11 protein-coding genes are annotated in these 12,465 nt (G+C 73.8%); 4 read left to right on the forward strand and 7 right to left on the reverse strand.

The window, feature by feature from the left end:
- Nucleotides 1-24 precede the first annotated feature (24 nt).
- Together ACIP4X_RS16945 and ACIP4X_RS16950 are read right to left on the reverse strand one after the other, a co-directional pair.
- Nucleotides 25-1,215 (reverse strand): acyl-CoA dehydrogenase family protein, encoded by a 1,191-nt coding sequence (locus tag ACIP4X_RS16945; protein WP_358729816.1) that lies wholly within the window; start codon nucleotides 1,213-1,215, stop codon nucleotides 25-27.
- A complete protein-coding gene (locus tag ACIP4X_RS16950; protein ID WP_391454575.1) occupies nucleotides 1,212-2,405 on the reverse strand; it encodes a CoA transferase in 1,194 nt (397 codons plus the stop codon). The genes ACIP4X_RS16945 and ACIP4X_RS16950 overlap by 4 nt, the downstream gene beginning before the upstream one ends.
- 139 nt (nucleotides 2,406-2,544) lie before the next feature.
- Between ACIP4X_RS16950 and ACIP4X_RS16955 the strand changes: the two genes are divergently transcribed.
- Nucleotides 2,545-4,008 carry a PucR family transcriptional regulator ligand-binding domain-containing protein gene (locus ACIP4X_RS16955; protein WP_391454574.1) on the forward strand — a complete coding sequence of 488 codons (1,464 nt, stop codon included), beginning with the start codon at nucleotides 2,545-2,547 and terminating at the stop codon, nucleotides 4,006-4,008.
- A 116-nt stretch (nucleotides 4,009-4,124) separates the two neighbouring features.
- Nucleotides 4,125-4,940, forward strand: a complete 816-nt coding sequence (locus tag ACIP4X_RS16960; protein WP_358729813.1) for an SAM-dependent methyltransferase — start codon at nucleotides 4,125-4,127, stop codon at nucleotides 4,938-4,940.
- A gap of 86 nt (nucleotides 4,941-5,026) precedes the next feature.
- Here ACIP4X_RS16960 and polX read toward each other — a convergent pair whose 3' ends face one another.
- Both polX and ACIP4X_RS16970 read right to left on the reverse strand, forming a co-directional pair.
- Entirely contained in the window at nucleotides 5,027-6,754 is a 1,728-nt protein-coding gene (gene polX / locus ACIP4X_RS16965) for a DNA polymerase/3'-5' exonuclease PolX (protein WP_358729812.1), read from the reverse strand.
- A gap of 75 nt (nucleotides 6,755-6,829) precedes the next feature.
- Nucleotides 6,830-7,570 carry a PP2C family serine/threonine-protein phosphatase gene (locus ACIP4X_RS16970; RefSeq protein ID WP_358729811.1) on the reverse strand — a complete coding sequence of 247 codons (741 nt, stop codon included), beginning with the start codon at nucleotides 7,568-7,570 and terminating at the stop codon, nucleotides 6,830-6,832.
- Between the two features lie 254 nt (nucleotides 7,571-7,824).
- Between ACIP4X_RS16970 and ACIP4X_RS16975 the strand changes: the two genes are divergently transcribed.
- Nucleotides 7,825-8,943 (forward strand): hypothetical protein, encoded by a 1,119-nt coding sequence (locus tag ACIP4X_RS16975; protein ID WP_391454573.1) that lies wholly within the window; start codon nucleotides 7,825-7,827, stop codon nucleotides 8,941-8,943.
- A 12-nt stretch (nucleotides 8,944-8,955) separates the two neighbouring features.
- On the opposite strand, the gene ACIP4X_RS16980 is transcribed toward ACIP4X_RS16975, so the two are convergent.
- On the reverse strand, nucleotides 8,956-9,537 hold the full coding sequence (locus ACIP4X_RS16980; RefSeq protein ID WP_391454572.1) for a hypothetical protein: 582 nt from the start codon (nucleotides 9,535-9,537) through the stop codon (nucleotides 8,956-8,958).
- A 437-nt stretch (nucleotides 9,538-9,974) separates the two neighbouring features.
- Here ACIP4X_RS16980 and ACIP4X_RS16985 point away from each other — a divergent pair, with 437 nt between their 5' ends.
- Nucleotides 9,975-10,874 (forward strand): universal stress protein, encoded by a 900-nt coding sequence (locus tag ACIP4X_RS16985; RefSeq protein ID WP_358729808.1) that lies wholly within the window; start codon nucleotides 9,975-9,977, stop codon nucleotides 10,872-10,874.
- A 95-nt stretch (nucleotides 10,875-10,969) separates the two neighbouring features.
- On the opposite strand, the gene ACIP4X_RS16990 is transcribed toward ACIP4X_RS16985, so the two are convergent.
- Together ACIP4X_RS16990 and ACIP4X_RS16995 are read right to left on the reverse strand one after the other, a co-directional pair.
- Complete coding sequence (locus ACIP4X_RS16990) at nucleotides 10,970-11,635, reverse strand: CBS domain-containing protein (protein WP_358729807.1); 666 nt, start codon at nucleotides 11,633-11,635, stop codon at nucleotides 10,970-10,972.
- Between the two features lie 38 nt (nucleotides 11,636-11,673).
- The gene (locus tag ACIP4X_RS16995; RefSeq protein WP_358729806.1) at nucleotides 11,674-12,129 is read right to left on the reverse strand and encodes a cyclic nucleotide-binding domain-containing protein; all 456 of its coding nucleotides are present in this window, start codon (nucleotides 12,127-12,129) and stop codon (nucleotides 11,674-11,676) included.
- Nucleotides 12,130-12,465: the final 336 nt, after the last annotated feature.

Consider the following 12,465-nt stretch of genomic DNA (forward strand, 5'->3'; position numbering starts at 1 on the left):
CCCAGGGCCCGCCCCCGCCCGTGCTCACCGGAACGCCGGCTGCCCCGTGACCGCCTGCCCGACCACGAGCGTGTGCATCTCGACGGTGCCCTCGTAGGTCAGTACGGACTCCAGGTTGTTCATGTGCCGGATGACCGGGTATTCCAGGGAGATGCCGTTCGCCCCGAGGACCGTGCGGGCCGTGCGGCAGATGTCCAGCGCCTCGCGGACGTTGTTCAGCTTGCCGAGGCTCACCTGCTCGGCCCGCAGCGTGCCCGCGTCCTTGCGACGGCCCAGGTGCAGCGCCAGCAGCACGCCCTTGGTGTATTCGAGGTACATGTCGGCCAGCTTCTGCTGGGTGAGCTGGAACGCCCCGATCGGCTTGCCGAACTGGGTCCGCTCCATCGCGTAGGACTGGGCGGCGTGCAGCGAGGACCGGGCCGCGCCCATCGCTCCCCAGACGATGCCGTAGCGGGCCTCGTCGAGGCAGCTCAGCGGGCCCTTCAGACCGCGGACCTCGGGGAGCACGGCGTCCGCGGGAAGGCGCACCCCGTCCAGGACGAGTTCGCTGGTGACCGAGGCGCGCAGGGACAGCTTGTGCTTGATCTCCGGGGCGGAGAAGCCCGGGGTGCCGGTGGGCACCACGAAGCCGCGGACCCCCTCGTCGGTCCGGGCCCAGACCACGGCCACGTCGGCCACGCTGCCGTTGGTGATCCACATCTTGCGGCCGTCGAGGATCCAGTCGCCGCCGTCGCGCCGCGCCCGGGTGCGCATGCTGCCCGGGTCGGAGCCGATGTCGGGCTCGGTCAGACCGAAGCAGCCGATCGCCTCACCGGCCGCCATCGACGGCAGCCACTGCCGCTTCTGCTCCTCGCTGCCCCACTTCCGGATCGCGAACATCGCCAGCGAGCCCTGCACGGAGACCAGCGAGCGGACGCCGGAGTCGGAGGCCTCCAGTTCGAGGCAGGCGACGCCGTACTCGGTGGCCGACATGCCGGCGCAGCCGTAGCCCTCCAGGTGCATGCCGAGCACGCCCAGCGCGCCGAGTTCCTTGGCCAGGCCGCGGATGTCGGGGACGGTGCCCTGCTCGAACCAGTCCGCCACGAAGGGGTCGATGCGCTGCGCGCAGAGCTGGCGCACCGAGGCGGCCACCGCCTTCTCCTCCGGGGTGAGCAGGTCGTGCAGTCCGGCGGGGTCGCGGGGGTCGAGCGGGGGCAGCTTGGCCGGTGCGTTCATGCGTTCTTCTCCTGCGGCGGTTCGGTGGGTTCGGTGGGTTCCGGGCCGATGAGCCAGCGGCGTACGTCGTCGCTGTGCTCGCCGAGCCGGGGCGGCGGCCGGTAGCCGGTGACCGGGGTGGCCGAGTACGTGACGGGGTGCCGGATCTGGGGCGGGGACGAGGGGCCGACCCGGACGGTCGGTTCGAGGCCGAGCGACTCGGCCAGGGCGATGCCGTCGGCGACGGTACCGACCCGTCCGGCCGGAACACCGACCGCGGTGAACCGCCCGATCCAGGTCTCGACCGTGTCGCGCGCGAGGTGTTCCTCCAGGGCCCGGACGAGTGCGTGGCGGTTGCGCACCCGGGCCGGATTGACCGCGAAGCGTTCGTCGTCGGCCAGCTCCGGCGCGCCCAGCACCTCGGCCAGCCGACGGAACTGCCCGTCGTTCCCGCACGCCATGGCGAGCAGTCCGTCCGCGCAGCGCAGCGTCTCGTACGGGGCGATCGACGGATGCGCGTTGCCCATCCGCCCCGGCGCACGGCCGGTGGTCAGATACGCCGAGGCCTGGTTCGCCAGCGAACCCAGCAGGCTGGACAGGAGGTTGACCTCCACCCGCTGGCCCCGGCCGCTCTTCTCGCGGGCCCGCAGCGCCGCCAGGATGCCGATGGTCGCGTCCTTGGCGGTCAGCACGTCGACCAGGGCCACGCCGACCTTCTGCGGGTCGCCGCCCGGGTCGCCGGTGATGCTCATCAGACCGCCCAGTGCCTGGACGAGGAAGTCGTAGCCCGCCAGCGCCGCGCCGCCGTGGCGGCCGAAGCCGGTCACCGAGCAGTACACGACGCCCGGGTTGGCGCGGCGGACGGAGTCGTAGTCGAGCCCTCGTGCGGCGAGCGCTCCGTCCTTGAAGTTCTCCACCAGGACGTCGGCCCGCTCGGCGAGCGTCCTCGCCAGCCGGAGGTCGGCGGGGTCGGACAGATCGAGGGTCACCGACCGTTTCGAGCGGTTGGCGCACTCGAAGTAGCTGCTGGAACCGTCGGTCCACGGCGGACCCCAGGCACGGGTGTCGTCGCCGGAGCCCGGGCGCTCCACCTTGATGACGGTGGCCCCCAGGTCCGCCAGCATCACCGAGGCCAGCGGGCCGGCCAGGACGCGGCTGAAGTCGGCGACGACCAGGCCGTCGAGCGGCGCCTCGGGCGGATCGACGGGCATGACCTCTCTCCATTCGCTCGGGACGGGACGACCGTACGGAGAAGGCGCGGATCTCTCACTGGATAAAATGCACCACGCAGGGCCCGCATTGGACGGAACGCACAGGAGCACTCGTGAAGGTTCGCGCGCAGGAGCACGCGTGACGGTTCCGACGGTGGCCTCGCTGTGCCGGGTCCTCGGTACGGATCTCGCGCCGGCCGAGGGGTTCGCCGCCTCGGCACGCGAGGTGTCCGCCGTGCACATCAGCGAACTGAGCGACCCGACCGGCTACCTGAACGGCGGGGAGCTGCTGCTGACGACGGGTCTGTCCCTGCCCCGGAACAAGCTCGGCTGCGAACGGTACGTCGGCCGCCTGGTGGAGGCGGAGCTGACCGCGCTGGCCCTCGGCCTCGGCCCGGTGCACACCGAGGTCCCCGCGCCGCTCCTCGCGGCCTGCCGGAAGCTCGGGCTGTGCCTGCTCACGGTCCCGCCGCCCACGCCGTTCCTGCGCATCACGAAGGCCTACTGGGCCGCCGTCTCCCGCACGGCCGAGCAGCACCTCAAGGACGTCCTGGCGACCCAGCGGGCGCTCGTCGACGCGGCCGCCTCCGCCGACCCCGTCGCCACGGTCCTGCGCACCCTCGGCCGGTCGCTGGACGCCTGGGCGGCGGCGTACACGCCGACGGGCGAGGTCGACCAGGTGTTCCCCGCCGGAGCCGCCGGGCAGGCCGAGCGGGTGCGCGCGGAGATCGTCCGGCTGGAGGGCGCCGGAGCGCACTCCGCCGCCTCCTTCGCGACCGGCTCCGGCGCGGTGATCGTCTTCCCGCTGGCCGTGCGGGAGCGCGCCGGGGGCTTCCTCGCGGTCGGCACCTCCACGCCGCTCGACCCCACCAGGCGCAGAGTGGTGCTGACGGCGTCGGCGTTGCTGAGCCTGGACGCGGTGCGCGGCGCGCGCGCCGAGTCCGTGGCCGACGAGGGGCAGCGCTGCGTCGGACTGCTGGTCGACCTCGGGCACGCGGACGCCGCGCGCGGGCTCGCGGGCGCGCTACGGGCACCGGGCCCGCCCGAACACGTGCGCCTGCTGACGATGAGGGGCCGGGCGAGTGACACCCTCGTCGGAGTGGTCCGCCGCTGGTGTCCGGAGGCGATCGCCGTCCGGACGGACGAGCGAGCGGCCTGGTTCCTCATCCCCGCGAACCATCCCCCGACGGCCTGCCTGGAGGACGCGGTACGGCGGGCGGACCCCGACGCCGCGGCCGTCCTGACGGAGGCGGTTCCGATCGGGCGGGCGCCGTCCGTCCGCGCGGTCGCCGCCACGACACTGGCGGACCTCGCCCCGGGCACCCGCCTGCTCGCCCGCCCGTCCTCGGGACCGCACGACGGCGACACGACCGCGCGGCTCGCCGCCGCCTGCGACGGACTGGACGACGCCCTGCGCCAGGCCCTCGTCGGCTACCTGCGCCATCACGGCCAGTGGGAGGCGGCCTCCCGCGCCCTCGGTGTCCACCGCAACACGCTCCGGCACCGCGTCTCGCGCTGCCGGGAGCTGCTCGGCGTGGACCTCACCGACCCGGACGTCACCGCGGAACTGTGGCTGCTGCTGCGCCGCCGGGGCATGGCGTAGGGGGCGACCGTCTTCGGGAAAACCACCGGCGGAAACGCGAACTGGCGTGCACAGAAGGGCTTTCGGAACGTAGTTTGTCGTTGGACAACCCGCGCGACGGAGAACGGACGGTACCCATGACCCACCCCGCGACGAGCCCGGACCCAGCGGCGCACCAGAAGATCGACACGACGGTGCCCCACTCGGCTCGGATCTGGAACTACTGGCTGGGTGGCAAGGACAACTACGCCGTCGACGAGGAGGCCGGCGACGCCTACACCGCCGTCTTCCCCGGCATCGTCACCATCGCCCGCAGCAGCCGCGGCTTCCTGCGCCGCAACATCACCTACCTGGTCGCCGAAGCGGGCATCCGCCAGTTCCTGGACATCGGCACGGGCCTGCCCACGGCCGACAACACCCATGAGGTCGCCCAGCGCATCGCGCCCGACGCCCGGATCGTCTACGTCGACAACGACCCGATGGTCCTCGCCCACGCCCGCGCCCTGCTCTACTCCACTCCGGAGGGAGCGACCGCGTACGTCGACGCCAACGTGCTGGACCCGGACCGCATCCTCGCGGCCGCCGCCGACACGCTGGACTTCACCCGTCCCATCGCCCTCATCCTCAGCAACATCCTCGGCCACGTGGCCGACTACGACCAGGCACGCTCCATCGTCTCCCGGCTGATGGACGCGCTGCCGTCCGGCAGCTACCTGTCCATTAACGACGGTTCGCTCGGCACAGACCCGGACTTCGAGGAGGCCCAGGAGGGCTACAACAAGAGCGGGGCCATTCCGTACGTGCTGCGCACCGTCGAGCAGATGACGGCGTTCTTCGACGGACTGGAGCTCGTGGAGCCCGGGATCGTCTCCGTTCCGCACTGGCGTCCGGACCCCGAGGCCCCCGCCGTGGAGGCCGTCGCCGAGCACGGAGGCCTCGCCCGCAAGCCGTGACACCCGCGCGAGCCGCCACGCGGCCGTGACCCGACCGCCGACGCGGCACCGGGTCACGGCCGCGTGCCGTGGGTCCCCGGTGCGGCTCAGGCGGCCCCGTCCTTGCGCAGAAAGCCGCGCAGCCGCCGCAGCGGCCAGGTGTTGATCACGTCGTCCGGGGTCAGCCATCCGCGCTGCGCCGTGCCGATTCCGTAGCGCAGGTGGGCGAGATGGAGGACGGAGTGGGCGTCGGAGTCCACGGCGAACTTCGCGCCGTGGCTCCTGGCCCGCAGGATGTCCTCGTCGCCCAGGTCGAGGCGGTCCGGCTGGGCGTTGATCTCCAGGGCCGTGCCGGTGCGGGCGCAGGCGGCGAACACCTCGTCGAGGTCGGCGTCGATGCCCGGCCGCCTGCCGATCAGCCGGGTGGTGGGGTGCCCGATGACATGGACGTGCGGGTTCTCGCAGGCACGCACGAGCCGCCGGGTCATCGCCTTGCGGTCGAGACCGAAGTGCGAGTGCACCGAGGCCACGCAGAGGTCGAAGCCCGCGAGGAACTCGTCGGGCCAGTCGACCTCCCCGTCCGGGCCGATGTTGAGCTCGGTGCCGTGCAGCAGCCGCATCCGGTGGTGCCGGCCGTCCAGTGACCGCACCTGCTCTCGCTGGGCGAGGACCTTCTCCTCGGTCATCCGCTGCATGGCGAGGCCGGGCGCGTGGTCGGTGACCGCGTAGTACGCGTAGCCCCGGCGGGCGGCCGCGGCCACCATCTCCTCCAGCGGGGCGAGACCGTCGGTGAGGTCGGTGTGGGTGTGCAGGTCGCCCCTGATGTCCTCCTCCCTGACCACCTCGGGCAGTTCGCCGCGCAGGCCGGCCTCGATCTCGCCCCGGTCCTCGCGCAGCGTGGGCGGGATCCAGGGCAGGCCGAGCCTCGCGTACACGTCCTCCTCCGAGCGGGAGGCGACCCGTTCCCCGCTCTCGGCGTCGAACAGGCCGTACTCGGAGAGCTTCAGCCCCAGATGGACGGCGATCGTCCGGGTGCGGATGTTGTGCCCCTTGGAGCCGGTGAAGTACTGCATCCCCGCGCCCCAGGAGTCCGGCCGCACCACGCGCAGGTCGACCTGGACGCCCGTGTCGGTACGGATCGAGGTCTTCTTCGCGCCGTGCGCGACGACCTCGGCGGTCGAGGGCAGTTCGGTCAGCGCGTCCATGAAGGGCGCCGACCGCTCGGCGGCGACGAGGACGTCGATGTCCCCGATCGTCTCCCTCATGCGGCGCAGCGATCCGGCGTACGCGCACCGCGTACAGCCGGTGATCCGGGAGAGTTCGGCGACGACGTCCTCGGCGGCCTCCGTGGCGGTGCCGAGCAGGATCCGCTCGCCGGCCTGCCGCATGAGGGCGATGCCGTGCAGGATGTTCTCCTCGGTCCTCTTCCCGAAGCCCTTCAGATCGCGCAGCCTCTCCGCCTTGATCGCGTCGGCCAGTTCGGCCACCGAGGAGATGTGCAGGTCCTCGTAGAGGGTCATCGCCTTCCTGGGGCCGAGGGTGGGGATGGTGATCAACTGCCGTACCCCGGCGGGGATCCTGGCGCGTGTCTCCTCGACCACTGTGACGTTGCCGGTGCGGAGGTACTCGACGACCTTCTCGGCGATCGACCTGCCGACGCCCGGGATCTCCTTCAGACCCGCGACGTCGAGGCGGGAGACGTCGGAGGGGTGGCCGCCGATGGCACGCGCGGCCTTCTCGTAGGCGCGCGCCTTGAACGCGTCGCCTCCGGTGATGGCGATGAGGTCCGCGTACTCCTGGAGGAGCGCCTCGACCTCCTCGTTGGCCCGCACCACGTCTCACAGTCTAGGAACCGACCCGTCCGGCGGGCCAGGTGAGCGGATACGGGACAGGACGGGCGGGGGAGCGGGTCACCGCTCCACGACCCGCACCAGGGCGAGGGTGATGTTGTCGGGACCGCCGGCGGCGATGGCGGCCTTCCACAGTTCGAAGGCGGCCCGGCCGTCGTCGAACTCCCTCAGCAGCGCGTCCAGGACGTCGTTCGGCAGCGGGTCGGTCAGGCCGTCGGTGCAGATCAGATACCGGTCGCCCGGGGCGAGGGCACAGGCCGTCACATGCGGGGTGACGGCGTGGAACGTGCGGGCGCCGCCGAGGGCCTGGGTCAGCAGCGACGTCGTGCGCCGCCCCGGCGGGGTCGGCGGGTTGTCGTCCACGCTGACCTGGAGCAGCCCGTCCCGGGGCGCGGCGAAGACCCGGCTGTCGCCCACGTTGAACGCCAGCAGCGACCCGGGCAGCACGACGGCGCCCGCGACGGTGGTGCCCATCGTGGCCGGTCCGTCGTCCTCCGCGGCCGTGTACACCCGGCGGTTGCAGGCGTGCAGTGCCTCGCGGACGTCGTCCTCGCCGGTCAGGCCGGGCGCGGACCGCGCGAGCTGCCGGACCACGAGGGAACTGGCCACATCGCCTCCGGGCTGGCCGCCGATCCCGTCGGCGACCGCGACGACCAGGGGCGCGCCGAGCGGGAACACCAGCGTCTGCGGATTCTCGGTCACCGTGGCACACAGGGTCCACGGCCCCGCGACCAGGCTGTCCTCGTTGTGCTCGCGGATCAGTCCCGGATGGCTCAGCGCACTCACAGCGACGTACGTCATCGCAGGCCACCGCCTTCCCCTGCCGCCGGGCGGATCGCGCGCCCGCCGCGGCGGATCGCGCGCCGAGACCCATTGTCGTGTGACCCGCCGTACGGTGCAGTCCGAGCAGCCCGGACCCCGGGGTGTTCGGGCCCCGGAGCACGGGGCGGCAGGCCGTCCGGAACGGTGGGAGACTGACCGCGTGGGTGGCCGGCGAGCCTGCCAGAGGACGCTGTGAGCGGCTCCGGGCGGGCGCGGGGCAGTCGGGAGCGACCATGAGGCTTTCCTTTCTCGAACCTCTGTACAAGCAGTCAGGTCCGTTCGCGTCGGTGTACCTGGACACCTCCCGCGACAGCGCCGTCGCCGATCCCGACGCGGCCGTCGAACTGCGGTGGCGGCACCTGCGGGACGCCCTGACGTCCGAGGGGGCGGACCGGGGCACCATCACCGCGGTGGCCGACCTGGTGGGCAGCGACACGGAGGTCCCCGGCACTCACGGGCAGGCGGTGTTCACCGCGCACGGCCACGTGGCCCTGCTGGACGAACTGCCCGTCCCGCCCGCACGGGACACGGCGCACTTCGGAACGCTGCCGGACACCATGCCGCTGATCGCCCAGCACGCCCCCGGGATCCCGTACCTGGCGGTGCGGATCCGCTACGGCGGACGTCACTCCACGGACGCGTCGGGCACCGTGCGCGTCGACGCCGAGGCCGGCGTCTGGCCCCTGACGAAGGTCGCGCCCGGGCACCGCCTGCACGAGGAGGTCCCGGCGGGCGACTGGCCGCGGACGGCCCGGGTGATCGGCCGGGAACTGGAGGGCCACGCACGGCGCATCGACTGCGAGTCGGTGGTCGTCGCGGGGGACGCCTGGGCCCGCGGCATCCTCGTCAACCGGCTCCCCGCGCCGCTGCGCGGACATGTCACCATGGTGGAGGGCACGGGCGACGCGGTGCCGGGGCGGGCTCTGCTGGAGCAGCGGCTGGAGAGCCTGTTCAAGGGACGGATGGCCGCGCACGACCGGCACCTGCTGGACGTCTTCCTGGCCCAGCGTGCCCACGGCGCGGTGACGGCCGAGGGACTGCCCGCCGCCGTGGCAGCCCTGCAACGGGGCCAGGTCAAGGCTCTGCTGCTCAACAACCACCCCGAGTCGCCGCTGCGCCTGTGGGTCGGCCCCGAACCCGGCCAACTGGCCGTCACTGAAGAGGAGTTGCGCTCCTACGGTGTCCAGGACGTACGCCGGGAGCGCGCCGACGCGGCGCTGACGCGGGCACTGGTCGGCACCCGGGCGGAACTCGTCCTGGTGCCCGAGCGGGAGGCGCGGCTGCACGAGGGCGTGGGCGTGCTGCTGCGCAGTCCGCTGCCCCGCGACGGCCGGGACGCGCCCGGGACATGACGTCCGCGGGACTCAGCGCGCCGCGCGGCCCCACTGCGGCCCGACCTCGCGCCACTCGGCCTCCCAGGCGCGGGCACGGCGCCGGTCGAGCGTGGCCCGTGCCGCGCAGCATCCGGCGCCGGCGGCACCCGCGACGGCGAGCGACACCAGCGCGCCCGTGGCCGCCGCCTGTGTCGCGGCCTGCGACGGGGTCAGGGGCGGGGAGGTGACCCGGTGATGCTGATCGGCCCATATCCCGATCCGGTCGCCCGCCTCGAAGGTGGGCGCGACCAGGGTCCGGGCCTCGTGCCGGGTGCCGTCCGGTTCAGTCCAGCGGACCGTCCCCGGGACCCGGTCGTCCGGCGTCGTCACACTGTCGCCGCCGGGCCGGGCCGTGGCGACCAGGAGGGCGGTGGCCGGGTGCCGCTCCACCTGCTGCCGGGCGAGGCCGTCCGCGGCCGTCTGGCCGACGACCACCCCCGTCAGGGGAGCGCCCACCGCGATGACGGCCCACGTGGCCAGCAGGACCCAGCCCTCGATCACGTCCTCGCGCCGGCGCATCGGGTTGCTCCGCCACCGCCACAGCGGACGCCGGCCGGGTGTGTTCGCCCTCATCGCTGCTCCCTCCGGACCTCCCCGACCACCACCGGGCCCCTGGGCCCCCCGGCCCGCCGAGCGGACGGTCGCCTGAACGGCTCCCTCCACTCTCAGCCTGACATCCTTCCGGCCCGCCGTCCTGGGGCCGCCCGGCGCGGGCGCACCGGCCGCACGTCCCCGCCGGGCGGGACCCCGGGCCCATCTTCCACCGGGCCGGTCGGCCCACTCCCGACCCGGCCCGGACGCGCGACACTGGAAGAGCGCGCGGAGTACGGAGCGCGCGGAGCACGACCCGAAACCACCACGGTCTTGGTCCCGGAGGAGAAGACGGGCACCAGGACCATCCCGGTGCGGCGCGTCCGAGCAGGGGGCGCTCCGCGCCCGGGTGCGCGGCCGGTGTGGCGCCGGCCGCGCACCCACCGGGGGGCGGTGCGGGAACGAGGGAGGTGACCGCCGTGCTGAGACCTGTCGTGGCCGGTCTGGACGGTTCGAGCGAGAGCCTCGCCGCGGCCCACTGGGCGGCCAGGGAAGCCCTCCGGCGGGGGCTGCCGCTCCGGCTGGTGCACGCCTGGGAGGGCCTGCCCGACACCGCCGGGCGCGCGGGCCTGCCCGAGGTGCGCGTGCCGCAGTCCCGTGCGCGCCGGATGCTCCGGGACACGGCCGGCGAGCTGGCCGCGTCGTACCCGGGCCTCGACCTGTCGAGCGAGCAGGTGCGCCGGCAGCCGGGTCCCGCGCTGCTCGACGAGGCGGCGCACGCCGAGCTGCTGGTCATCGGCAGCCAGGGGCTCGGCGCGGTCGGAGGCTTCGTCCTGGGCTCGGTGGCCATGGCGACCGCCGTGCACGCCGAGCGGCCCGTCGTCCTCGTGAGGGCGGGGGAGAGCGCGGGGAGCGAACATCTGCCGGACGTCTCCGGACACCTCTCGACGCGGACCGCGCACCGTGACGTGGCGGTCGCCGTCGACACCGACGGCTCCTGCGACGACGTCCTGGACTTCGCCTTCCGCGCCGCCGAACTGCGCGGGGCGCCCCTGCGGGTGGTCCACGCCTGGCACGTGCCGCTCACCCACGGGCTCCCGGACGCGCGCACCCGGGAGACGTTCCGGCAGGAGGCGGAACGGGAACTGGACGCACTGCTGGAGCCCTGGCGGCGGAAGTTCCCCGCCGTGTACGTGGCCGCGACCCCGCACGAGGGCCGCCCGGCCCATGTTCTGCCGGGCGCCGTGAGCGGGTCGGGACTGCTGGTGGTGGGCCGCCGCAGGCGGCACCCCGCGGTCGGCGCGCACGCGGGTCCGGTCACGCACGCCCTGGTCCACCACGTCACCCGCCCGGTCGCGCTCGTACCCCACGACGACTGAACCGGCCGACCTGATCCCGCGGGCCGTGGGGCCGTGGTCCACGGCCCGCGGGCTTCTTCCCGGTGCCGCCGCGGGGGAGGCGACGGCACCGGCGTTCAGCGGGGTTCGGTGACCGCCTCACCGCTCGCGAGGTCGCACTCGACGTCGACGACTCCCTCCACCGCCCGTACCAGGCGGGCGGCCACGGGAACCAGCGAGGTGTCCCGGATCCGGCCGGTGAGCGTGACCACGCCGTCGACGACGTCGACGCGGACGGGTTCGAGCGGGGCGGGGAAGAGATAGGAGACGATCTCCCGGCGGATCTCCTCGGCCAGGTCGTCGTCCGGCCGCATGAAGACCTTCAGCAGGTCCCCCCGGCTGACCATGCCCTCCAGTAGTCCCCCGCCGGTGACGACGGGCAGCCGCTTGACCCGGCGCTGGGCCATGATGCGCGCGGCCTCGGCGAGGGTGGCGTCGGAATGGACGGTGACCGCCGGGGACGTCATCAGCTCCCCGGCCGTCACCGCGCCCGCCTTGGCCAGGTCGGGCAGCCGGCGTAGCTGGGTGAACCGGTCGGGGTCGCTGTCGCGGAACTCCTCCTTGGGCAGCAGGTCGGCCTCGGACACGACACCGATCACGCGTCCTTCGCCCTCCAGCACCGGAAGGGCGCTGACCTTCCACTGCGCCATGAGGTTGATGATCTCCTTGAACGGGGCGTCGCGTCCCACGGCCACGACGGTGTGCGTCATGACGTCGCTCACGATGTGCGGGCCGGCGTGCATGGTGTCCTCCTCGGGGCGTCGGTGCGGTCGCGGCCGGTTCACCTGTTGCCGCTGCCGTAGGGGGCGTACAGGTCGAGCAGCCGGACACGGGCCGCCTGCAGCCGGTGGGCGACCACACCGCCGACCCAGACGGCGACGGCGCGGCCGAACTCGGGATCCTCCCGGCACAGCTCGCGCACGGCCTCGGCGTCGAACTCGTACGCCCGCACCGGGCTGGTGGCCTCGGCGCCGAGCTGCCATACGTGGGGCGTGAAGTGCCAGGACCAGCCGACGAGTTCGCCGTGGCCCAGGGTTTCGATGACGGCGGCGCTGCGGCCCGGGACGTGCAGGTCCAGGGCGACGGTGCCGGTCCGGATGATCCAGAACTTGTCGGCGTGGCGGCCCTCGTGGAACAGCCGGGAGCCCATGTCGAAGGAGATCTCGCGGGCGAACCGCATGAGCCGCGCACGGTGCTCGGCCGGAAGGGCCGCGGCCCGGGTGCTGGTGGAGGTCATCGCTCCGGCTCCTCTCGTTCCTGCCGCCTCGCTCGGTCGGCGAGCGCGTCGTGCGGCGCGGCGGCGTCCCCGGCGCGGCCGGCCCGACCGCGTACCGCGTGACGCGCCGGCACCGGCCGCGGCGCCTGCTTCCGGCCAGGACCGCGGTGGAGGGGGAACGTCCGTCAGCGTCCCTCTCCAGGATGCCGCCGCGCTGCTGTCTCCAGCCTGGTCCGGTACGGCCCGCGCCGCCACGGGCCGCTCGGGCCCGGCAGTGGGCCCTTCGGCCCCACATCCCGACGGTCCACCCCCGGCCCGCGCCGGTCGAGGAGTGCGTGCGGTCCGCGGGCAAGCGTG

The sequence above is a fragment of the Streptomyces sp. NPDC088817 genome (assembly GCF_044750345.1).
Classification (GTDB): domain Bacteria; phylum Actinomycetota; class Actinomycetes; order Streptomycetales; family Streptomycetaceae; genus Streptomyces.

Bases quoted from the DNA above. Each gene is read 5' to 3' on its own strand.
- ACIP4X_RS16945 (WP_358729816.1), bottom strand. From the start codon at position 1,215: ATGAACGCACCGGCCAAGCTGCCCCCGCTCGACCCCCGCGACCCCGCC.
- ACIP4X_RS16950 (WP_391454575.1), bottom strand. From the start codon at position 2,405: ATGCCCGTCGATCCGCCCGAGGCGCCGCTCGACGGCCTGGTCGTCGCC.
- ACIP4X_RS16960 (WP_358729813.1), top strand. From the start codon at position 4,125: ATGACCCACCCCGCGACGAGCCCGGACCCAGCGGCGCACCAGAAGATC.
- ACIP4X_RS16970 (WP_358729811.1), bottom strand. From the start codon at position 7,570: ATGACGTACGTCGCTGTGAGTGCGCTGAGCCATCCGGGACTGATCCGC.
- ACIP4X_RS16975 (WP_391454573.1), top strand. From the start codon at position 7,825: ATGAGGCTTTCCTTTCTCGAACCTCTGTACAAGCAGTCAGGTCCGTTC.
- ACIP4X_RS16980 (WP_391454572.1), bottom strand. From the start codon at position 9,537: ATGAGGGCGAACACACCCGGCCGGCGTCCGCTGTGGCGGTGGCGGAGC.
- ACIP4X_RS16990 (WP_358729807.1), bottom strand. From the start codon at position 11,635: ATGCACGCCGGCCCGCACATCGTGAGCGACGTCATGACGCACACCGTC.
- ACIP4X_RS16995 (WP_358729806.1), bottom strand. From the start codon at position 12,129: ATGACCTCCACCAGCACCCGGGCCGCGGCCCTTCCGGCCGAGCACCGT.